The organism is Alteromonas sp. 38, assembly GCF_902506055.1.
GTDB lineage: Bacteria > Pseudomonadota > Gammaproteobacteria > Enterobacterales > Alteromonadaceae > Alteromonas > Alteromonas lipotrueae.
The window spans coordinates 1,093,898-1,117,258 of record NZ_LR733300.1 but is presented as its reverse complement, the minus strand read 5'-3'; the positions used below and the strand labels follow the sequence as shown (position 1 = coordinate 1,117,258).

General features: G+C 44.2%; 19 protein-coding genes. 3 read left to right on the top strand and 16 right to left on the bottom strand.

Going from position 1 to position 23,361, the window contains the following annotated elements; translation table 11 throughout:
- Positions 1–102: 102 nt before the first annotated feature.
- Positions 103–1,470, top strand: a complete 1,368-nt coding sequence (mltF, locus tag FLAVO9R_RS04730) for a membrane-bound lytic murein transglycosylase MltF (RefSeq protein ID WP_159529255.1) — start codon at positions 103–105, stop codon at positions 1,468–1,470.
- A 283-nt stretch (positions 1,471–1,753) separates the two neighbouring features.
- Here the strand turns inward: mltF and tadA are convergent, their stop codons facing one another.
- A complete protein-coding gene (gene tadA / locus FLAVO9R_RS04725; protein ID WP_159529253.1) occupies positions 1,754–2,296 on the bottom strand; it encodes a tRNA adenosine(34) deaminase TadA in 543 nt (180 codons plus the stop codon).
- Positions 2,297–2,687: 391 nt separating this feature from the next.
- Between tadA and FLAVO9R_RS04720 the strand changes: the two genes are divergently transcribed.
- Positions 2,688–2,921: a hypothetical protein gene (locus tag FLAVO9R_RS04720; RefSeq protein WP_159529251.1), complete on the top strand. Its 234-nt coding sequence runs from the start codon at positions 2,688–2,690 to the stop codon at positions 2,919–2,921.
- A 94-nt stretch (positions 2,922–3,015) separates the two neighbouring features.
- On the opposite strand, the gene FLAVO9R_RS04715 is transcribed toward FLAVO9R_RS04720, so the two are convergent.
- The gene (locus FLAVO9R_RS04715) at positions 3,016–4,983 is read right to left on the bottom strand and encodes a cation:proton antiporter domain-containing protein (RefSeq protein WP_159529249.1); all 1,968 of its coding nucleotides are present in this window, start codon (positions 4,981–4,983) and stop codon (positions 3,016–3,018) included.
- A 261-nt stretch (positions 4,984–5,244) separates the two neighbouring features.
- Here FLAVO9R_RS04715 and FLAVO9R_RS04710 point away from each other — a divergent pair, with 261 nt between their 5' ends.
- A complete protein-coding gene (locus tag FLAVO9R_RS04710) occupies positions 5,245–6,144 on the top strand; it encodes a GGDEF domain-containing protein (RefSeq protein ID WP_159529247.1) in 900 nt (299 codons plus the stop codon).
- Between the two features lie 299 nt (positions 6,145–6,443).
- Here FLAVO9R_RS04710 and tilS read toward each other — a convergent pair whose 3' ends face one another.
- From tilS to frr, 14 genes are all read right to left on the bottom strand, one after another.
- Positions 6,444–7,757: a tRNA lysidine(34) synthetase TilS gene (tilS, locus tag FLAVO9R_RS04705; protein ID WP_159529245.1), complete on the bottom strand. Its 1,314-nt coding sequence runs from the start codon at positions 7,755–7,757 to the stop codon at positions 6,444–6,446.
- Between the two features lie 31 nt (positions 7,758–7,788).
- The gene (gene accA, locus FLAVO9R_RS04700) at positions 7,789–8,745 is read right to left on the bottom strand and encodes an acetyl-CoA carboxylase carboxyl transferase subunit alpha (RefSeq protein ID WP_013785174.1); all 957 of its coding nucleotides are present in this window, start codon (positions 8,743–8,745) and stop codon (positions 7,789–7,791) included.
- 68 nt (positions 8,746–8,813) lie between these two features.
- Complete coding sequence (dnaE, locus tag FLAVO9R_RS04695) at positions 8,814–12,278, bottom strand: DNA polymerase III subunit alpha (RefSeq protein WP_159529244.1); 3,465 nt, start codon at positions 12,276–12,278, stop codon at positions 8,814–8,816.
- Positions 12,279–12,280: 2 nt separating this feature from the next.
- Complete coding sequence (rnhB, locus tag FLAVO9R_RS04690) at positions 12,281–12,856, bottom strand: ribonuclease HII (RefSeq protein WP_159529242.1); 576 nt, start codon at positions 12,854–12,856, stop codon at positions 12,281–12,283.
- Complete coding sequence (gene lpxB, locus FLAVO9R_RS04685) at positions 12,849–13,997, bottom strand: lipid-A-disaccharide synthase (RefSeq protein WP_159529240.1); 1,149 nt, start codon at positions 13,995–13,997, stop codon at positions 12,849–12,851. Before lpxB ends, rnhB begins: the two co-directional genes overlap by 8 nt.
- A 39-nt stretch (positions 13,998–14,036) precedes the next feature.
- The gene (lpxA, locus tag FLAVO9R_RS04680) at positions 14,037–14,807 is read right to left on the bottom strand and encodes an acyl-ACP--UDP-N-acetylglucosamine O-acyltransferase (RefSeq protein ID WP_159529238.1); all 771 of its coding nucleotides are present in this window, start codon (positions 14,805–14,807) and stop codon (positions 14,037–14,039) included.
- 1 nt (position 14,808) lies between these two features.
- On the bottom strand, positions 14,809–15,258 hold the full coding sequence (gene fabZ / locus FLAVO9R_RS04675) for a 3-hydroxyacyl-ACP dehydratase FabZ (protein ID WP_159529236.1): 450 nt from the start codon (positions 15,256–15,258) through the stop codon (positions 14,809–14,811).
- Positions 15,259–15,432: 174 nt separating this feature from the next.
- A complete protein-coding gene (locus FLAVO9R_RS04670) occupies positions 15,433–15,948 on the bottom strand; it encodes an OmpH family outer membrane protein (RefSeq protein WP_159529234.1) in 516 nt (171 codons plus the stop codon).
- 56 nt (positions 15,949–16,004) lie between these two features.
- On the bottom strand, positions 16,005–18,482 hold the full coding sequence (gene bamA, locus FLAVO9R_RS04665) for an outer membrane protein assembly factor BamA (protein ID WP_159529232.1): 2,478 nt from the start codon (positions 18,480–18,482) through the stop codon (positions 16,005–16,007).
- Positions 18,483–18,540: 58 nt separating this feature from the next.
- A complete protein-coding gene (gene rseP, locus FLAVO9R_RS04660) occupies positions 18,541–19,893 on the bottom strand; it encodes a sigma E protease regulator RseP (RefSeq protein ID WP_159529230.1) in 1,353 nt (450 codons plus the stop codon).
- Positions 19,887–21,074, bottom strand: coding sequence for a 1-deoxy-D-xylulose-5-phosphate reductoisomerase (gene ispC, locus FLAVO9R_RS04655; protein ID WP_159529228.1), 1,188 nt, complete (start codon positions 21,072–21,074; stop codon positions 19,887–19,889). Before ispC ends, rseP begins: the two co-directional genes overlap by 7 nt.
- Positions 21,074–21,937 carry a phosphatidate cytidylyltransferase gene (locus FLAVO9R_RS04650; RefSeq protein WP_159529226.1) on the bottom strand — a complete coding sequence of 288 codons (864 nt, stop codon included), beginning with the start codon at positions 21,935–21,937 and terminating at the stop codon, positions 21,074–21,076. The genes ispC and FLAVO9R_RS04650 overlap by 1 nt, the downstream gene beginning before the upstream one ends.
- Before the next feature lie 54 nt (positions 21,938–21,991).
- Positions 21,992–22,774 carry a polyprenyl diphosphate synthase gene (gene uppS / locus FLAVO9R_RS04645; protein WP_159529224.1) on the bottom strand — a complete coding sequence of 261 codons (783 nt, stop codon included), beginning with the start codon at positions 22,772–22,774 and terminating at the stop codon, positions 21,992–21,994.
- 8 nt (positions 22,775–22,782) lie between these two features.
- On the bottom strand, positions 22,783–23,340 hold the full coding sequence (frr, locus tag FLAVO9R_RS04640) for a ribosome recycling factor (RefSeq protein WP_013785186.1): 558 nt from the start codon (positions 23,338–23,340) through the stop codon (positions 22,783–22,785).
- Positions 23,341–23,361: the final 21 nt, after the last annotated feature.

The window sequence follows — 23,361 nt, the reverse complement described above, 5'->3', positions numbered from 1 at the left end:
GCGCGGATTATAGAGGATTTATGTTCTATTGGTAACCTTCAACATAGGCTATGTTGCAGTTTTTTTTCCCAAGACCCAATTTACAACAATAAGAAAAGGTTTATGCCGTTACAACACTACAAAAAGCGATTAAAAACATCTTTTTTTATCGCATTATGCTTTTTCGCTACAAGTTGTGGCTCTCCTACCGTTCCGAACGCTTTGTTGTCATTAATTGAGCGCGGTTCGATAAAAGTGGGCACACTTTATGGTGCTGCTACTTATTATAATGGCGCTGAAGGTCCGCAAGGTTTTGAATATGAGTTGCTAGCTGGTTTTTCAGATTACCTAGGCGTGACACTCGACTTATATCCCTTCTACAGCTACGACGCAATGCTAGAGCAACTAGCCGAAGGCAACCTTGATATTGTCGCCACAGGTGATGCGGTTACCGATGCCTTATTGATGCGCTTTACTTACGGACCGGCGTATCAAACGGTTGCGCAACACTTGGTATACCGTGCGGGTACTACAAGGCCTAGAGAACTCGATAGCCTTGTCGACCCTGTTGTTGCAGTGTCGGGAAGCAGTCAAGCGCAGCTACTTGCAGTATTAAACGGCTCGAGTGAGTCGCTGTTAGTCACCACAGAAGATTCTGATGCCGAGGAACTACTACAAAAAGTGGCTACGGGGGATATTGCTTACACCCTTGCCGATAGTAACCGTCTTGCACTACAACGAAGACGTCACCCCAATTTGGCAGTTGGATTAACCGTACGAGAAGAAATGCCGATGGCATGGGCGCTAAACCCTGAATTAGACGATTCAATTAAAGCCGCCATTATCGAATATTTTGGTACCGTGCATCAATCAGGGTGGTTTACCGTATTAGAAGAAAAGTATTTTGGCCACATTAGGCAATTTGACTACGTAGACAGCCGTGCATTTAATCAATCCGCCGAGTCGCTGTTAAAAGATTACAAGAGTATGTTTCAGCAATATGCAGGTGATTTGGATTGGCGCTTATTAGCCGCAATGAGTTATCAAGAAAGCCACTGGGATCCTGATGCGATATCTCGCACTGGCGTTCGCGGTTTAATGATGCTGACCATGGACACGGCCAATGACTGGGATGTTGAAGATCGTACCGACGCAGAACAAAGTATTCGCGGTGGCTCTCGCTACTTCGCCAGCTTGTTAGGAAGAATTCCTGCAAGAATTGGCGATCCGGATAGAACTTGGATGGCAATGGCGGCGTATAACCTTGGCTTAGGGCATTTGGAAGATGCCCGCATTCTTACGGAGCGTCAGGGTGGCAATCCAGATCTTTGGGTAGACGTTAAACAACGACTTCCCCAGCTAAGGCAAAAGAAGTATTACAGAACAACACGTTATGGGTATGCACGAGGCGATGAAGCACTTCAGTACGTTGATAATATTCGCCGATATTACGACAGCTTACTTTGGCTAGACGAACAAGGAAGAATTTAGCTGGTGCCATATTGAATTTTGTCATTATGATGTCATCTAAGATAAGTACTATCGAATGTAACTATCCTATTCGGCTAGCTAAGGCATAAATGCAGAAACGATTAAAGAGAATATGCCTTATTCAATTTCCCAATTTGTATTAACAAGGAGGGCAAAATGAAAAGAAACAAATTATTTAGGAAAGGAATAAAATTGAAAAATAATAATAGACGTAGAGTGATGCTAAAAAGAATGCATCAAAAAGTACTACAACGCCGCAAACTGTTTGTCACCAGTGAGATGTTTACTCAGTTGACCCGCAATTCTTAAGCGCCGCTTGTTTGGCCTTTTTATATAGCTTTATCTGCGCTCGACGACGTTTAAAAAATGCTGAAATTTTATCAGCACAGTCGTCGGCTAACACCCCTGGTATTACATCAACCTGATGATTAAGTGATGGATGGTTCAAAATATTCATCACTGACCCTGCAGCGCCTGTTTTAGCATCACTGGCACCAAATACCACTCGCTTAATTCTGGCGTGAACCAACATTCCTGCACACATCGAACATGGCTCTAAAGTGACATAAAGCGTGGCATCGGTAGTACGGTAGTTTTGTAAGTGTTTTGCCGCCATTCTTACCGCATTCATTTCTGCGTGAGCGGAAGGATCGCTATCTGTGATAGGTGTATTCCACCCTTCACCAATTAACTCACCATTATGTACAACACAGGCACCTACCGGCACCTCTCCCATTGCTTCTGCTTTATCCGCTAGGCTGAGGGCGTGCTGCATCCACTTTGTATGCTTTACCATGCGTTTAGAATTGTTAATTTCGTCATTCATTCGTTATTTTTACTAATTTTTTGTGAATTAGATTTTCACCAGCATAATTCAATAAATAGAAATCACTATAAACAATTGATTTATAGTGAATTTGCAACAATGGCAGCCATCTTGCTATCTTTCTTATAGACATACTTGCGAATTACAGAGTGCTAATGTAAATACAAACCTATGCATCGGCTTATTCTATATGAAGTAGGTAAAAAGCTTTAATGCACAGCTACGTATTTATTTACACTTTTTTCCCAACAAGCGTATTTATAAGCGCTATAGTAACGAAAAAAGCGTGTTTAGCGTAGTCGCTTTGTAAGCTAGGTTTGTAGGAAAGAACACTATTGTTCACCTACACTGAGTTCAAAGTAAATTAAATATAAACTAAAGGGAAAGTACCATGAATCTGACCGCTATTTTTATTGTTGCCATTATCGCTTGGGCTATTGTGAGTATCACAGGCTCATCAAAAACTAAAAAATCAAATAAGGCGTCAGACAAAGCAGCAGAAGCTTATCAAGCTGAAATCGCTTCACTCAAAGAACGTGTTTCTGTGCTTGAAAAAATTGTAACCGATGAAAAATACGACTTGAAAAAACAGTTTGCCGACTTGGAAAAAGACAAAGTTGCATAATCTTTTTGTAAAACGCCTTTCCTAAGTGCCTTTTTGAAAGCGTGTACGTACTCTGAATCTTTATCATGAACGGTCTAAAGCGTTCTGCAGGCGGCTAGCTGCCTTCCAGTAATTTTCTCTCTGCGCGTTCTACGCGCCGAGGTTTGCCTGCAATAACTAGCACATCATGGGGTTGTAACACAGCTTCATGGTCGGGGTCTTTTACCTCGGTGCCATTTCTTCTTAACCCACGTACACGCACCCGCATTTTGGCAAAGTCGATATCTTTAATTTTGCTTCCCATGCATGCTGCATGTTCTGATAGCACCACAGCGTGTATGAACTCAAGTTTATCCTCAGTGCCATAGCTGATTTCAGTAGTTTCCCCTGGGTAGAACCCATGCAAGTGATCGTACCGCCCTTTTCTTTCCGCCCGTACACGCTTTAGAATTCGTGACATAGGCACTCCAGCATAATGTAGCACTTGAGAAATCAGCATTAGGCTACCTTCTTGTAATTCAGGCACCACTTGATTTGCGCCAGCAGAATACAAACTTTCTAATTGGTAATCTCGCTTAGTTCGCACCATAACATCTGCGTTTTGTACTAGTTGATGTGTACCACTAATAACCTGCTTTGCCTTATCAGGTTGATCGAAGGTCACCAGGATAAGCTTGGCATTTTCAACATTAGCGCTACTAAGAATATCTTTTTGACTGGCATCGCCAAATAGTACTGGCTCACCGGCATTTCTACTTTCATGCACACGCACTGGGTCCATATCGATAGCAATAAATGCAATGCCTTCCATCTTTAACATGCGAGCGACAGATTGCCCCACTCTGCCAAAGCCACAAATCACAACATGGTTAGTTAAGTCGTTATCCACTATTAATGTATTTTGCGCATTGTCCTCGCTCTTGTTAGCCACAATACGCTTTGCCAATACCAAGCTATTGTTCATTAACCAAGGTGTTAGCGCCATACTTAATACGCCCATACTGACAATGAGGGAAGATTGCCCAGTGGTAAGCACACCATAAGTGGTAGCCAATGCAGCGATAACAAAACTAAACTCGCCAATCTGACATAGCTTAATACCCGCTGACCACGCATCCAGAGGGTTGGTTTTCACAAACGAAGCGGCCACTCTTACCATAACAATTTTACTAACCATCAGCCCAACCACGCCCAGAACAATCGTAAACAAATTGCTCCATAGCACGTTAATATCAAGTTGCATGCCAACGGTAACGAAAAACAACCCCATCAAAATATCGCGAAAGGGGCGAATATCGGCTTCCAGTTGGTATTTGTATTGGCTTTCTCCCAACATCATTCCCGCAAGAAAGGCCCCCAATGCCATAGACAACCCAAAGTAATAGGTTAGGCCTCCGGCCAACAGTGCAATTAAAATTGTGGTTAACACAAAAAGCTCATCGGTGCGGGTTTTGGCAACTTCGCTAAAAACCCAAGGCAATACCCACTTACCTACCGACATTAAAAACGCTATAACGAATATACCTTTTAGCAAAGCCTCACCTAAGGCAAACGCAATACTCACCTCGCCGCTTTGAGCCAGCAACGGAATAGCAATAAGGAAAGGAACCACGGCAAGATCTTGAAAAAGCAGAATACTCACAGCCAACTGGGTTCTTCTGTTATTAAGAATACCCATTTCAGTAGCTTGTTTGATGACGATAGCCGTAGAGCTAAGTGCCAGCGCTCCACCAATAATAATGGAAGCGCTGATGGGTAACCCGAATAGGTAAGGAATACTTGTAAATACAGCGGTGGTCAGTAGCATTTGGCCAACACCAACGCCAAATACTAATGAACGCATGGCCACTAGCTTCGGCAGGGAAAATTCAAGCCCGAGTGAGAAGAGTAAAAAAACGATGCCAGTTTCAGCTAGCAAATGCATTTCTTGAGGGTGAGCGAAAAGCGCAAAAAGCTGAGGGCCCGCTAATATACCTGCAAACAAATACGCTAAAATTGGCGGTAAATGGATACGCTTAAAAACAGCCACGCTACAAACGGCAATAAACATTAATGCGATCACGTTCAAAAAACCGGCACTCACTTTACCTCTCCCTACCGCTAATTTGAGGTCTCGATATTTCAAAATGATTAAAAATAGCGCACATCTGAATTGAAATACTCCTGTATATCAAAGTATTACTGCTTCCCTAGCGACCATGTATTTTAAATAGCTTATATAGCATAGCAAGATTACCGGAATTGGCATCAAGATTGCTAATATCTATTAACAAATTAGCATAAGCGGCAAATTTTGACACTTTCCACTTATGTATATTTTCCGTATTGCTAAAGGGGCATTTCCGTGGATTTATCTACTACTATCTACGATAGCACACAACATGACAATTTTTATCCTCCTGCTAGCACGGGTCAGGCGTTATCCGCCAGTGAAATAACCTCCTTTATCAGCGAGATTTTGTCTACGCTGGAATTAGAACAACTTGGCGAGATTTACTTTCGCCAATTGAACGTTTTTTTCTCGTTGGCCGGTTTCAGCTTATCGGATATTGATTCTCGCTGGGTATACGGAAATGCCAAACTATCTTCAACACTTGTGGCAGTGCCTTTGCCTGGTGTTATGTCTCAGGAAGGTAAATCTGTTACTGCACATTATTATTTTGCAGTGCCACTTTCCCTCTCTGAACGAAATGCATTAGAGCAACTTCATGAACTATTTGCTAAACAAGTAGCTCAAGCACAATCTTTTTTACGCCTACACCAGATGACGACTAAAGACGTTTTGACTGGCTTGGGGAATCGTTCAGGCTTCGATCAGGCACTTGTACGTCAACTAGGATGGGCTCAGCGTCACGAGGAAGGTTTTTCATTACTAGTCATTGACTTAGATAACTTTAAATCAGTCAATGACAACCACGGTCACCGAGAAGGTGATAAAGTTTTAGTACATGTCGCGTCTCAATTACAGCAAGTGCTAAGAGATGAAGACGAAGCATTTCGATTTGGCGGCGACGAATTCTGCTGCCTTTTAGATTGCCAAACACAATTTCAGTTGGAATGTGCTGCATCGCGTATACAACTTAGCATTAACCAATCAAGTTACTTAAGACGTATGAATGTGTCGTGCAGCTTAGGTGGTGCTATTTACCGTGAAGGTGACGATACCGCTCAGCTTTTTGACCGCGCCGATGCTGCGTTGTATAAAGTGAAGCAATCTGGCAAAAATAGCTACTTAGCGGCTTAAGTCACAGGTTCATATACCCGTTTAATCACGTTCCTTGCGCGTTCGATGACAACGGTAGTAGCGGTGACGATGTTAACTGCCTGAAAGAAAATTACCCCCAGTGACTCATCGAAATAATGATAACTACTTAAGCGATTATAGCAGCAGAAGCTGCATGCGCTTTTGCGTACATTAGCTATATTAAATATATCTAAGCAAATAAGCTTGTGTTGGCACGGCTGCTATCAAGTAACTTCACACTTTTGCCCACTGGCAAATATTTGCCGACTCTGTCACCTTATTACTCATGAATATAGACTTTAGTCTATATTCACTAGTTCAACGGCTAATGTCGATGGCATGGTGTTTAAGGTAACCACCTTCTGATGTACTACCAACGCAACCACCTCATCATCTAAAAAGAGTATAGGCACTTCGGCTCTCTCCCACGTAGGGACTTTCCATTGCTTAAACCAATCTTTAAGTAACTTAGATACCTGTGCACGTTTTGGCTTTACACGAAGTCCCTTCACGCCAGTTTTAATCGTTACTGTGCCTAATGCGTTATTCACCACCCTTAAGGTTAGTGGTTCATTCAACCAATACAATTCGGTGTCGACGCTATTTGTGATATCCATGGTTTGCGGTATGTGAGTGTTGCGCCTTGATAACCAATAAAGGTCGTTATTGAACCTTGCTAGCTTCCCCCAAGAAAACGACACTTCAGGCGTAGCATCTTGGTTCGCCGTTAGCATATTTTCTATTTGCGTTAGTTGTGCTTGAGAAGGTAGCAACGCCGATTGCTTTGAAAACCATTGACGCAGTACGGCTCGTTGCCAGTTTTTAGACAAGGTAAGCAACTCAGCGCCTTTTAACTGGGTATCTGTTTCTAAGTACTGACTAAGATATACTTCAGCTTGTTCCGTTACTAAAGCCGTTTGCTCAGCACACAACTGGGCACTTCTTAATGCGGTTTTAGACAGCTGTGGCCATCGCTTAGATAACGCAGGGATAATTTGATTGCGAAGGAAATTACGATCATAGCGATTATCTGCATTTGACTCATCGTCAACCCACTGTAAATCAAGTCGAGTCGCGGCATTAACGATATCCTCTTTTTGAAGTGATAACATCGGTCGAACGGTAAATATTCCATTTCGCCATTGATACGCGCCCATGCCTGCTAGCCCTTGTGGCCCCGAACCGCGCTTTAACTGCAACAGTACAGTTTCTAGCTGATCTTCAGCGTGTTGCCCTAAAAAGAGTACCCCATTGTGGGCATGGCAAAACTCATGTAGCACTTTATAACGGGCATCTCTGGCTTCAGCTTCAAGGCTCTTACGAGCGCCATCGTCGACGGTTATGCAAAAATGCGTAAGCGGAATCGATAATTTTTCGCATTCAGATTGGCAGTGACTAAGCCACGTATCGGCATTGTCGCTCAACCCATGGTGTACATGAACGGCATGCACAGGTGTAGAGATTTGCTCGCGAAAGGCATGCAAGGCGTGAAGCAATAAAGAGGAGTCCACCCCTCCGCTGTAAGCAACAACAAGAAGAGGTGGCGCTTCAAATGACGTGTTAGCAAGGGCTGCGGTGATAGACTCGCAGATGTGATCTATAATCTCACTCACTTGCTATGCTCATTCTACTCGCTTCGTTTAACTAGCAGTAGCCAAAAGACATAAGGCGTTGATAACGCTCTTCCATCAAGTCAGCGGTATCTAAGCTTTTAAGTTGACTTAATTGCTGTTTAAGCACCGCTTTTAAGTTCGCAGCCATGCTAGTGTGGTCACGATGAGCGCCGCCCAGCGGCTCTTCAACAATACTATTAATTAGTCCAAGCTCTTTAATCTGGCCGGCACTTACGCCCATTGCTTCTGCAGCTAATGGTGCTTTTTCTGCACTTTTCCACAAAATAGACGCACAACCTTCTGGCGAAATCACCGAGTACGTTGAGTATTGCAGCATGTTCACACGATCGCCAACCCCAATAGCAAGCGCACCACCAGAACCACCTTCACCAATAACGGTACAAATGATTGGCACCGTAAGCTCAGCCATTTCAAACAGATTTTTCGCGATAGCCTCACTTTGACCGCGCTCTTCCGCGCCCACACCTGGGTACGCCCCTGGGGTATCGATAAAGGTAATAATTGGTAAATTGAAACGCTCTGCCATTTTCATCAAACGCAGTGCTTTACGATAACCTTCAGGTTTAGGCATACCAAAGTTACGCTTAATTTTTTCGTTGGTGTCACGCCCTTTCTGATGACCAATCACCATCACAGGTTGGCCATCAAGCATAGCTGGACCACCAAGAATGGCCTTGTCATCGGCAAATGCCCTATCGCCCGCTAGTTCATCGAAGTCGGTAAAAATACGCGGGATATAGTCTAGCGTATAAGGGCGCATAGGGTGGCGAGCCAGTTGCGATACTTGCCACGCGCCTAAGTCAGAAAAAATCTTTTTTGTTAGCTCTGCGCTTTTACCGCGCAGCTTGTTAATATCTTCTTCAATACCAACATCGAATTCACCGCCTTGATTTACTAACCTAAGCTCTTCAATTTTTGCTTCTAATTCGGCTATCGGCTGTTCAAAGTCCAAAAACTGTATACTCATTGTATGTCCTATTCGTACTGCGCTTGTCAATGCCAACGCGAGATAGTCAATCTATCGAACTCTAACCATTAATGGTAGAGGATTGAAACGGCTTTTTCTCCCAAACATTGTTTGAGATCGTGCAAAAGTTGATCTTCTGGTGTAACAAACCACCGTGCACCACACGTAATCAGTGCTTCTGCATCAGGATGCGTTACTAATAAATGCACCGGGCAACTTCCGCCTTTAAAGGCCTGCAAGATAGATTGCATTTGATTAATCTTTTTCGGTTCAAGCAACTGGGTTTCAACATTTAACGCCAATGCTCTCGCGTTTTTCTCCCGTGCCTGAACAATGTCCATTACATCACGGGCGGTGATTGTATTGCCCCCAGAGAAATCATCAAAGCTGACCTGTCCCTTTATAAGCAATATTTTGTCAGTTTCTAGCATAGATTCATACTGTTCGAAGGTATCTGGGAAAAAACGAGCGTCTATTCGCGCACTTTTATCATCGAGTGTGACAATAGCCCAGCGTCTTCCCCGCTTATTGGTCATTACCCTAACCCCAAGCACTAAGCCCACTGCATTAGCCATTTGTTCTTTGCCTGTGGGTTTTAAGTCAACCAATCTTCCATCAGTGTAATGCCTAATTTCTTCTACATATTGATTAATAGGGTGCCCCGTCAGGTATAGACCTAAGGTATCTTTTTCACCTTCCAACCAGACTTTTTCTGGCCATAACGGAACATCGGCAAAGGCTTGCTCTACTTCATCAGGCTCAGTAGTGAGCAACCCGAACATGTCCGACTGCCCAAACGATTCTGCTTTAGCATGCTGCCCCGCTGCCGCAATGGCGTCGGGAAGTGATGCCATTAGTGCAGCCCTGTGAGGACCTAAATTGTCTAGTGCGCCCGCAAGTACTAGCTTTTCTAGCACCCGTTTATTAACACGCTTAATATCAATCTTTGCGCAAAAATCGAATAAATCTTTAAACGCACCTTGATTCTCTCTGGCTTCGATAATCGCTTCAATAGGGCCTTCACCCACCCCTTTGATAGCGCCAATGCCATACACAATTCTACCTTTCTCATCCACGGTAAACTTATGTTTACCCGCATTTAAGTCAGGGGGCAATAATTCAAGACCCATTCGACTACATTCGTCAACCAAGGTAACGATTTTATCGGTATTGTCCATATCGGCCGACATTACCGCCGCCATAAATTCAGCAGGATAATGGGCTTTTAACCATAAGGTTTGATAAGACACCAAAGCATAGGCAGCAGAGTGAGATTTGTTGAAACCATAACCTGCGAATTTTTCAACCAAGTCGAAAATCTTCATCGCTAAGTCTGGATCGATGTTGTTGTTCTTCGAGCCTTCAGCGAACGCGCCACGTTGCTTTGCCATTTCCTCTGGCTTTTTCTTACCCATAGCACGACGTAACAAATCGGCGCCACCTAGGGAATAGCCCGCCATTTCCTGCGCGATCTGCATTACTTGTTCTTGATACAAGATAATGCCGTAGGTAGGTTCTAGAATTTCTTGCAAGCATTCGTGCTGATATTCAGCGTCTGGATACGAGATGGCTTCTCTGCCGTGCTTACGGTCGATAAAGTTATCTACCATGCCCGATTGCAACGGCCCCGGTCTAAATAGTGCTACTAGTGCGATGATGTCTTCAAAGCTATCCGGCTTAAGACGTTTAATTAGCTCTTTCATACCGCGGGATTCTAACTGGAACACAGCGGTTGTTTCCGCATTTAGCAAGGTACGGAAGCTTTTTGCGTCCGCCAAAGGAATAGAGGTGATATCAATGTCGATCCCCTTCCCTTCCTTCACCATATCAATGGCCCACTGGATAATGGTTAGCGTGCGCAATCCAAGGAAGTCGAACTTAACCAGTCCTGCAGTTTCAACATCGTTTTTATCGAACTGAGTAACGGGGTTATTACCTTCATCGTCGCAGTATAGTGGCGCAAAATCGGTAATGGTGGTAGGGGCAATAACCACACCACCAGCATGTTTACCGGCATTTCGCGTTACCCCTTCTAAAATACGCGCCATATCGATGAGGTCTTTAACCTCTTCGTCTTGTTCGTACACTTCGGGTAAACGAGGTTCGGCGGCAAACGCTTTTTCAAGGGTCATACCAGGGTCTGGTGGAATAAGCTTTGAAATACGGTCAACAAAGCCGTAGGGGTGACCTAATACACGCCCCACATCGCGTACTACGGCTTTTGCCGCCATCGTACCAAAGGTAATAATTTGCGATACCGCTTGGCGACCATAAAGTTCGGCCACGTGGTCGATAACTTCATCACGCCTATCCATGCAGAAATCGACATCGAAATCCGGCATTGATACCCGTTCAGGGTTAAGGAATCGTTCGAAAAGCAAGTCGAATTCAAGCGGGTCGAGGTCGGTAATATCCAAGGCATAAGCCACTAATGAACCCGCACCAGAACCACGACCTGGGCCTACTGGAATATTGTTATCTTTGCTCCATTGAATAAACTCCATTACGATAAGGAAGTAGCCAGGGAAACCCATTTGATTGATTACTTCTAACTCGATACGGAGTCTGTCGTCGTATTCGGGGCGTTTTTCTGCACGTACTTGTTCATCAGGAAATAAGAACGCTAAACGGCGCTCAAGCCCTTCTTCTGAGACTTTTACCAAGAAATCTTCAGTGGTCATTCCGCCCGTAGGAAACTGGGGCAAAAAGTATTCGTCTAATCGTACCGTAACGTTGCATCGCTTAGCGATTTCAACCGTATTTTCTATCGCTTCAGGAATATCACTGAATAGCTCCACCATTTCTTCGCTGGTACGAAGGTATTGCTGATCACTGTATCGCTTAGGCCTGCGTGTATCATCTAGCGTGTAACCGTCATGAATACATACCCGTATTTCGTGCGCGTCGTAACCTTCTTTGTCAATGAAGCACACTTCATTGGTTGCCACAACGGGCAAACCTTCTCGCTCAGCAAATTCAACTGCGCGATGTAAATAATCTTCTTCTCCAGGCCGACCGGTACGAATCAGTTCAAGATAAAACCTGTCCGGAAAATGGGTTTGATAAAAGGCTAGCGATTCTGCCAGCAAGCCGGTGTTGTTTTTCGTAAGTGCAACACCTACATCCCCTAGCTGGGCGCCAGAGAGAATGATAACCCCCTCTGCATGTTCTATCAGCCAGTCTTGGTCGATAACCGCTCTGTGCGCAAGATGACCTCGTAAATAAGCCTTGGAAATAAGAACCGTAATATTCTTATAACCTTCGTTATTCATGGCAAGCAAGGTAAGGCGGAAAGGCTCATCGCCAAAGGCTTCATTGGTAACCCAGAAATCGGTACCAATAATCGGTTTAATGCCAAGCCCATGTGCGCCAGAATAAAACTTTACCAAACCACACATATTCATTTGGTCGGTAATTGCCACAGCTGGCATGTTGTACTCAGACACTTTGCCGAGTATGGGCTTAACCTTATTAAGCCCATCCATCATGGAATAATCGCTGTGTACGCGTAAATGAATAAAAGGCGAGGACATAATTATTGAATCTCTTGTAGTAGTGCCTTAACTGGTTTAAAGCTTTTGCGATAACCATCAATCACGCCATGGATGGCGAGTGCTTCAAAATGCGCTTTTGTAGGGTAACCCTTATGGCCAGCAAAACCATATTCAGGATGCAATTCATCAAGTGCAAGCATGTCGTTGTCTCGCTCTACTTTGGCAATGATGGAGGCGGCAGAAATTTCAGCGTGTAAGCTATCGCCTTTAACCACAGCTTCTGCAGCATAAGGCCAATCAGGCAAGCGATTGCCATCAACACGAACAAAGTCTGGCGTTACCGCTAAGCCTTCGACAGCACGCTTCATGGCTAACATGGTAGCATGGAGAATATTAAGGGTGTCGATTTCTTCTGGGGTGGCCCGCCCGATATGCCAGTAAAGTGCTTTCGCTTTTATTTCTGACGCTAACGCAATGCGTTTTTTTTCGCTGAGCTTTTTAGAGTCGGTTAACCCTACTATGGGGTTGGCTGGGTCGAGTATAACGGCGGCGGTTACCACATCCCCAACAAGTGGGCCTCTACCAACTTCATCTACGCCGGCTATTAACTTATGCAAACAATTCCTCCACTACAGCTTGTGCTGCTGTTTTATCAGCATTGCATTTTAGCGTATGGTGGAGGTCGGTGAAACGGGAAATTAAGTCAGTGTTGTCACTGTCGAAATAAGTAAGGGCATGCTGGCTTAATGTATCTGGGTTGACGTCTTCTTGGAGCAGTTCTGGCACTAACGCTTCGTTGGCCAACAAATTGGGTAAGGCGAAAAAAGGCGCTTTGTACAAACGCTGCATAATTCTATAAGTTATTGGCGACAATTTATACGCCACTACCATTGGGCGTTTGCACAACATGGCTTCAAGGGTAGCCGTACCCGAGGCAAGCAATATAACATCACTGGCAATCATGGCGTCTCGAGACGTCCCCTCAGTAACATGAATAGGCAGTCTTTCAATGGCATTGTTCGCCTCTTTCAACATACTCTTAATTTGTTCAAGGCGATGCGTATTGGCAGCGGGAATGACAAATTCAATATCTGGTCGTTGCGCCGCAATCTTTTCCATGGTGTCGATAAAAATAGGGAGGAGTGTATCTACCTCACCACGACGAGAACCGGGTAGTACAGCTAACACCGATTTTTCGATAGGTAGATTAAGTGTATTGCGCGAGGCTTGTTGGTCAGGCGTTAAAGCTATACCATCGGCCATGGTGTGACCGACGAAGGTATAGGGCACATCATATTTATCATAAACCTGCTGCTCGAAAGGAAACAAACCCAACACGCGGCCTGCGGCCTTAGCAATTTTATGCACCCGTTTTTCACGCCATGCCCAAATAGTTGGGCTAACGTAATGAATGGTTTTAACACCTTTGGATTTAAGTTCTTTTTCTACCCGCAGGTTAAAATCTGGGGCGTCTATACCAACAAAAATATCAGGCGGGTTCGCAGAGAAATGCGCGAGCAGCGCTTTTTTGACTTTTAAAATAGCGGGTAGATGGGACAGTACTTCAACTAACCCCATCACCGAAAGCGTTTCCATATCGAACAGGCTATGAAAACCTTGAGCCTGCATGTTAGGTCCGCCTATCCCTTCAATAATTGCATCAGGGTATAAGCGTTTTAACTCACCAACCATGCCAGCAGCAAGCACATCACCAGATGGCTCGCCTGCCACCATTGCAATACGCAAAGGTTTACTCATCTTATCGCTCTTTTTAACGGGCTCATGTTAACAGCTCATTTATCTAATGATACCGCGCTCTGCGTTCTTTAAAAACTCAGTCATGAGTGCAACACCACTAGAACTTGCTTCTTGTGAAAAAAGGATGTCAACCGCCTCAGCCACCGTGTTACCTTCACGGTAAATAACTTTGTAGGCCCGCTTAATCGCAGCAATCTCATCTTTCTCAAAACCACGGCGGCGCAAACCTTCAGAGTTAATGCCTTGAGGTATATTCTTAGTACCGCTGACCATCACAAAAGGAGGTGTATCACGAAGAATAATACCGCCAGCGCCTAAGAAAGCGTGAGCGCCAACTTTACAGAACTGATGAATACCTACTGCACCGCCCACAATAACGAAGTCATCAATGTGAACATGTCCTGCCACAGCAACGTTATTGGCTAAAATAATATCATTACCCAGTACACAATCGTGGGCAACATGTGAATTCACCATAAACAAGCAGCGAGAGCCAATAATCGTTTCACTGTTATCTTGTATAGTGCCACGGTGAACAGTCACCCCTTCACGGAACTCGTTGTCGTCACCGATAATAAGCTTAGTGGGTTCACCGGCATATTTTTTATCTTGGCAGTCTTCACCAATTGATGAAAATTGATAGAAGGTGTTATTTTTGCCAATGCGGGTGGTGCCGCGAACGACCACATGAGACTTCAATACGCATCCATCGCCAATTGTCACGTCGTCATCAACCACGCAAAATGGACCAATGGTGACGTTTTCGCCAATAGATGCTTTATCTGAAATTACCGCAGTAGGATGGATCACGTTACGCTATCTCTCTTATTGCACACATAAATTCTGCAACACAAACATTTTCGCCATCAACAGTCGCTACGCCTTTGAATTTCCAAATGCCGCGTCTTTCTTTTACTAAAGCGATGTCGAATTCTAATTTATCACCAGGGACAACGGGACGTTTAAATCGTGCGTTGTCAATTCCTGCATATAGATACAATTTATCACTTTTACCCATGGTCTTAAAACCAAGAACGCCAGCAGCTTGTGCCATGGCTTCTAAAATAAGCACACCTGGAAATATCGGGCGGCCTGGGAAATGGCCTGTAAAGCAAGGCTCATTAAAAGTGATATTCTTATATGCTTTAATTGATTCACCCAGAACGTAGTCTGTTACTCGATCAACCAACAGGAACGGGTATCTGTGAGGAAGTAACGACAGAATTTCCTGGATTTCTATGGTATTGAGTGAAGTGGTCAAAAACTATCTCCTATAGTGCAAGCATGACCTAAAAACTGTTTCATGGTCACAAACTCGCCGTAAATTACTAAAACGGCGGCAACCATACGCTGTTAGGCGCAAAAAACAAATCAGACCAACCCCTTTCGGGCGTTGGTCTGATGAAATTAGCGAAAAATTGTAAGCATTACTGCCTTAGTTTACTTTGCTAACCTGCTCTAATACTTGCTCTGACATGTCGTATTGTTCTTTTACGAAAGGCGTTGCCGTTGCGTTAAGTACAATGTCATAACCTTGTTTAGCGGCAACTGAATCAATTGCTTGCTTGATAAGGCTGAATAATTTGTTTTGTTCTTCGTTGCTACGACGCTGAATGTTTTGCTTAAGCGGTTGTGCTTTTTCTGCTAACTCTTCACGTACAGCCAACATTTTTTGCTCAAGTTCTTTCTTTTCTTGAGCGCTCATTGTTGCTGCATCCCGTTGTAGACGTTCTGCAAAGAACTGACCATCACGCTGAAGTTGATTCACTTCTTCGATACGGTCTTTAAACTCCATTTGAATGGCGTTTTGGATTTCAGCAGCTTGAGGCATAGCCTGAAAAATACCCTGAACGTCAACAACAGCAATTTTTTGTTCTGCCATTACTGAAGTACTAACTAGTGCGCTACCAAGCATTGCACCTGCAACAATATGTTTAACCAACTGTTTCAAAAGGAACTCCTTTTATCCATCTCTTTATCTGGGTGCCTAGGGCCCCGTTTAATATTTTAGAATGTCTGACCGATATTAAAGGTGAAGAATTTAGCATCATCACCATCACGTTCTTGGATCGCTCTTGAGAAGCTGAATACCATCGGTCCCATTGGTGAAATCCATTGTACCGAAATACCAGCGGAACTACGATACAGCGTCCAGTCAGAATAGTCCATTAACGAACCATACTGAGTGCTAGACTGATCAAAATCTTTGTATTGGTCGTAATCGAACTCAGTATCCCACACGTTGCCCACATCCACAAATAGACTGGTTCTTACCGAGTTGTCCATATCTGCTTCCACAAAAGGTGTGGGAACAATTAACTCAAGACCACCTAGTGCCATTGCGTTACCACCAAGACTGCGACTAGATAATGTAATCACATCATCAATAGGGTCTGTTGGATAAACTTCACCATCAGGACCTGTTAAAGAGCCACTTGGTGAGCGAATGATACCACGCGGACCTACGGTGTTATTCTCAAACCCACGAAGTGAATCCGAGCCACCAGCGGTGAAGTTTTCGGTGAACGGCAATATCTGCTCATTACCATTTACATCACCATAGCCGTTACCGTAACCCATTCTAATTCTGGCAAGTACTGACCAGCGCTGATTTCTAGACAGTGGGAAATACCACTTTCCATCGAACAAGGTTTTGAAATAATTCACATCAGAATTAGGTGTAGTAATACTAAATGAGGCACGCTGTGACGAGCCTGCTGTAGGGAATAAACCGCGGTTTAATGTACTACGACTCCAACTTACGCTGGCAAGATAGCTATGGTATTTAATGGGCGCATCAGGATCATCGCCATCAAGGAACTGGTTATAAAACTGCTCCGTTTGCTCATAATAACCACGGTTATAGAGCTCTACGTTACTGTACGTCAGCCCGAAGTTGATTCGGTTAAATTCGTTTATCGGGTACCCGATATTCGCACCTACAGACCACTGCTTCGAGTTATATTGGATAACGTTAAAGTCTGAGCCGTCAAATTCACTATATCCTAACGAACCACCTAAACTGATACCGTCGATAGTAAAGTAAGGGTCGTTATAGGTAATTTGCGCCGAACGTTGATAAGAAACCGTACTTAAGTTTAAACCCACGCGCTTACCGGTACCCAAGAAGTTATCTTGTTGAATACCCGCTTGAAGGCTTAACTTAGTTTGATCGCCGTACCCAATACCGGCGTTGAATGAACCAGAAGGCTGCTCTTTAACGTTGAAGTTGACGTCTACTTGGTCATCTTGGCCTGGAATTCTGATGGTTTCAAATTCAACCTCTTCCATATACGTCAAACGTGACAATTGGTTCTTGGAAGATTCAAGTAAGTTATTTGATAACCATGTACCTTCCATTTGGCTTACGTTCTGACGTAAAACGTTATCAGCAGTAACCACGTTACCGTTGAACTTAATACGCTTAACGTAAATACGTTTGCCCGGGTCTACTGACAAGGTCAGTTTCACCGTTTTATCTTCATCGTTAATGTTTGGTACCGTGGTCACTGTTGGATAAGCGTAACCAAATCGGCCAAGGTACTTACTGATAAATTCTTCTGTGTAAGTGACTTCGGCTTGGTTATAAAGCTCACCTGGCGTTAGTGGTAATACACGCTGAATATAGTCTTCATGACCCAGCACATCACCCACCAGCTCGACTTCAGAGATAGTGTATTGCTCGCCTTCACTTACGTTCATTGCAACGTAAATACCCGACTTTTCAGGGGTCATGGATACTTGTGTAGAATCCACATTGAAGCGAAGGTAACCACGATCTAAATAGTGATTACGTAGTGATTCCATATCACCTTGCAACGTTTGTTGCTGATAGCGGGTTTCTGACAAGAAATCCCACCACGGAGTATCGAACTGCAACTCAAACTGATCCATCAACTCTGCGTCAGTAAAAATCTCGTTACCAACGATGTTGATTTGTTGAATTTTAGCCGCATCACCTTCTTCGAAAAGTAATTTCAAATCGACACGATTTCGAGGAAGCGGCGTAATAATCGCTGTTACGTCAGCGTTATATTTACCAATGCTGTAAAAGAAATCTTTCAAGCCATTTTCAATCGACGTTAGAACGGTCTTATCTAAGGGCTCACCTAATCGTACGCCATTGCCGTCTAAGCTTTCTTGGAGCTGCTCATCTTTAATATCATCGTTGCCCTCAAAAATAATATTACTTATTGTGGGGCGTTCGGCTACGCGTACTACCAATGTGTTGCCGTCACGCAGAATTTCGACGTTTTCGAAATGCGTTGATGAGTACAGAGAACGGATAAGCTGAGTTACCCGAAAGGTATTTAGCTCATCACCAACCTGAACTGGCAAATAGGTTAAGGCTGCACCTAGTGCTACCCGCTGTAGACCTTCTACTCGAATATCTTCTACAACGAATTCACTATTCTGCGCCGCAGCATTGGCAAAGCTAGCACTGGAAAAAATGGCTCCGGCTGCTACTAACTGTTTTAACTTCATCTATTTTTCTTTTCCTGGCCGCGTTTTATGTTAGCTGTTTTATGTTTCCTGACTTTCATCAGGCTATGCGAGCAATATCGTTCATAATAGCGATACCCATTATCATAAACAGAAGCACGCCACCGATTCTGTAACCCCACTCCTGTACCGCATCAGGCACAGGCTTGCCGGTAAGCCATTCCACGATGTAAAACATCAGGTGACCACCATCTAGCATGGGCAAGGGTAGTAAATTAATTATGCCTAAATTCACACTAATTAAGGCAAGAAAGCTCAAAAAGTAAGCCAAGCCATAACCGGCACTGGTTCCTGCTCCTTGAGCGATGGATATAGGCCCACTTAAATTTTTCACCGAAACATCGCCGGTGACTAATTTGCCTATCATCTCAACACTGAGTGTCATTAAGCGCCACGTTTTATCTAACGCTCTTCCAACTGCCTCTACTATGCCATATTGATGGGTAAACACATACCCTTCAGGCCAAGCTTCAAACGTTGGGCTTACCCCTAAATACCCAGTTTGCCCTTCTGGTGTATCGCGGCGCGCTATCGTTGCACGCAGTTGCTGGGGTTGTCCATCCCTTTCAATCGACAATACAACCGAATCTCCAGGGCTTTCAACAATCACATCAACTAATGCCTGCCACGTGGTTAATTCATCACCATTTAAAGCGAGTAATTTATCACCTGGTTGCAAACCAGCCTTTTGTGCTGCACTGTCCTCTCCAACAAAACCCACTTCCAAAGTTGGATTAGGACGAAATGGAGTTATTCCTAGACTGCTTAAAGGAGACTCGCTATCAGGGTCAAAGTTCCAACCCTCAAGTGTAAATGTTACTTCTTTTTCTTTTTTATCTTGGGTTAATACAGTAACTCGGGCCGATTCTTGACCAATGTAAGAAACCACTTCAAGGTTCACTGCTTCCCAATCTGGGGTGCTACGACTTCCTACCTTAATGACTTCATCACCCTTAACAACACCTGCTTGGGCTGCAATACTTCCAGGTTCAATATTGCCAATAACAGGCTTTACTGTTTGAAGCCCAACTAAGTACATCAACCACAACGCAAAAACAGCAAAGATAAAATTCACGCCAGGGCCAGCAAAAATAATAGCCATGCGCTGTAATACCGGCTTATGGTTAAACGCCTTATGTTCTAGCTCTGGGGGTACGTCGTCAATTCGTCCATCAAGCATGCGTACGTAGCCACCGAGCGGGATCATAGCAATCACATACTCGGTGCCTGTTTTACTGGTTCTACGCCAAAGCGGCTTGCCAAAACCAATAGAAAAACGCTCTACTTGCACGCCACAACGCCGCGCTATATAGAAGTGTCCCCACTCATGTACCGCGACTAAAATACCTAACGCGACTATAAATGCACCTAAGCTCCATAAAAATCCTAACACGTGAACTTACCTCTAATGACTTGGTCTGCTACCGTGCGGGCGGCAGTATCCTGTTCAAGGATTTGTTGGATAGATGAAACGGTTACTGGTTCCATTTTGTTTAGGGTTTCTTCATTGACTACTGCAATATCCGTAAACCCTATTTTCCCCTCTAGAAAAGAGGCAACCGCTATTTCATTTGCAGCATTTAAACGGGTGGTAGCTGCCTGCCCTTCTCTACATGCATCAATGGCGAGTTTTAAATTTGGATAGCGCGTGAAACACGGCGTTTCAAAGCTAAAATTAGCCATATCGGAAAAATCTAATGGCTTAACACCAGCATCAATGCGAGATGGATAGGCAAGACCATAAGCAATTGGTGTGCGCATATCTGGGTTACCCAGCTGCGCTATAACCGAACCGTCTACATACTGCACCATTGAATGGATAAAACTTTGTGGGTGGACCACCACTTGAATGTCGTCTGGCGATGCACCAAATAACCAACAGGCCTCAATAAACTCAAGCCCTTTGTTCATCATAGTGGCCGAATCTATCGTGATTTTACGCCCCATAGACCAATTAGGGTGGCTGCTCGCTTCATCAATCGTAATAGCATTAAAGGAACCTAATTCACGTTCTCTGAAAGGCCCCCCTGAGCCTGTTAGCAAAATCTTGCTAATACCCGCCTTCTCCAATTCGCCATACTCATAACCTTGAGGGAGACATTGAAAGATAGCGTTATGCTCACTGTCTATAGGTAAAATTTCAGCGCCGCTTTGTGTTGCAGCATCAATAAATAATGCACCAGACATCACTAGCGCTTCTTTATTTGCTAATAATACCTTTTTACCCGCTTTCACAGCCGCTAATGTAGGTAGCAAACCTGCCGCCCCCACTATGGCCGCCATCACAGTATCGACTTCGGCTGCACAAGACACGTCTTCTAAAGCTTTAGCGCCACAGAGTATTTCGGCGGTGATATTGTATTCTGTCGCTAGCGTGCAAGCCTCTTTGTACCTAGCTTCATCAGCAACCACCACGAATCGAGGCGAGCACTTCTGCGCTTGCTGCATAAGTAATTCAAGCTGACCATTGCCAGTAATGGCAAAGGTGCGGTATTTTTCAGGATGACGATTAATAACATCGAGGGTATTACAACCAATAGAGCCGGTTGCCCCTAAAACGGTAACGGTTTGCATCACGCCATCCACGTTACATAGCAGAACGCAAAGACCGGAAATGCAGCAGTTAAGCTATCTATTCTGTCAAGCACTCCGCCGTGTCCAGGCAGAATTTTCCCACTATCTTTAATACCCGCACAGCGTTTTAGCATACTTTCGTTAAGGTCACCTAATGCTGAAACCGCCACGGTAACGCCGCCGATAATGAGGTGCAACCAAATGCGGGAAGGCTCAACTTGATAGTGCAATGCAGCAAAAGCAATAATGGCAAATGAAGCTGCAATGCCGCCTATAAGACCTTCTAAACTTTTACCTGGGGAAACATTAGGACGTAACTTGTGGCGACCAAATTTAACGCCTACGAAGAAAGCGCCTATATCTGCCGCCCACACGATACCTAAAACGTAGAAAATAAGTGATGCACCATAAAAGGGGTCTACATCGTGCAGACTGGTGCGAAGGGCAATAACCGCCACCCAAGTTGGAATTAAGGTAAGTAAGCCGAACACGGTGCGCACACTGCGGCTTTCACGCCAAAACTTGGTGTATTTGGGATAGGCTAATACCATGAAAAGAGAAACTATCCACCACACTACCGCTATGCCTAAAATTCCGTGATATAAATCGTGAAGTTGACCTTGATACCAAATAACACTGGTATCAACAATTAAGGATAAGCTGATGCAGATAGCGAATGCTGCTGCCATGAAGAGTATTTTTTTAGGGCGCTCACAAATACCGGACATATTAGCCCATTCGTAAGCCCCTATCGCAACCACACCGGAAATCGCAATTTCAAACCAGAAGATAGGCAGAAAAAGTATGGAAAATAGCGCCAAAGGCGCGAGAATTAACGCTGTTATTATTCTTTGTTTTAGCATAATTGGCTCTCGGCTCCTGTGCTCAGGCCTGCCCTGATACCTGCCTGCATAGAGTTAGCTGCTGGCAGTATCAATTTGTTCACCGGTAAGACCGAACCGTCGTTGGCGAACATTAAAATCATCTACGGCTAATTGAAAAACATCTTCATTGAAGTCTGGCCATAGTACATCGGTAAAATATAATTCGGCGTACGCACACTGCCATAATAAAAAGTTGCTGATTCGGTGTTCACCACCCGTGCGTATGAGAAGATCAAGTTCAGGAAGGCTCGCTGTAGAGGTATGTTGATTAAAAACTGCCTCATCAATGTCTTGAAGCGACATTTCGCCTTGCTTTACTTTTTCAGCTACTTCTTTTGCGGCATTAACAATGTCCCATCTGCCACCGTAATTGGCAGCGATATTAAGAACAAGATCGTTATTACCAGAAGTCATATCTTCCGCTTTGCGGATTTTTGCAACCAACTTGCTATCAAAAGCACTTAAATCGCCTATTACTTTTAAGCGAACGCCATTTTTATGGAGTCGTTTGGCTTCACTGTTTAACACTAAATTGAACAGTTCCATCAATACACTGACTTCTTCTTCGGGACGCTTCCAATTTTCACTTGAAAAAGCGAACAAGGTTAAAGACTCAATGCCAGTTTGACGAGCAAAGCGTACCACTGCTCGAACAGACTCAACACCTGCCTTGTGCCCGAAGGTACGAATTTTCCCTTTCTTTTGCGCCCAACGACCATTGCCATCCATAATAATGGCGACATGTTTAGGGCCAGCAACGGATGCTGGCCCTACTGTATCAGTCGTTTTGGCTGCGTTTGACCGCTTCCCAATCATAATACTTGTTACACTTCCATCAGTTCTTTTTCTTTAACAGCAAGCATGCCGTCAACTTTCTTAATGAAGTCATTCGTTAAAGACTGAATATTTTCTTCCGCTGCGCGGCTTTCATCTTCGCTGATTTCTTTCTCTTTAAGTAATTCTTTGACGTCGCTGTTAGCATCGCGGCGGATATTTCGAATTGAAACTCGGCCGTTTTCTGCTTCATTACGCACCACACGAATAAGGTCTTTTCGACGCTCTTCGGTAAGCGGCGGAAGTGGAATTCGAATAGAACCACCCGCGCTCATTGGGTTTAATCCCAAATCTGCCTGCATAATTGCTTTTTCAACAGCTTGAATAGCACTTTTATCAAACACAGTCAGTGCCAATGTACGGCTATCTTCCGCAATGACGTTAGCTACTTGCTTAAGCGGTGTGTCTGTACCGTAGTAAGGTACCATAATGCCATCTAATAAGCTTGGATGAGCACGGCCTGTGCGAATTTTGCTAAACTGGCCTTTAAGTGCACTGATGCTTTTATCCATACGCTCTTGCGCATCTAATTCAATTTCATCAATCACGTTATATTTCCTATTTTCTTA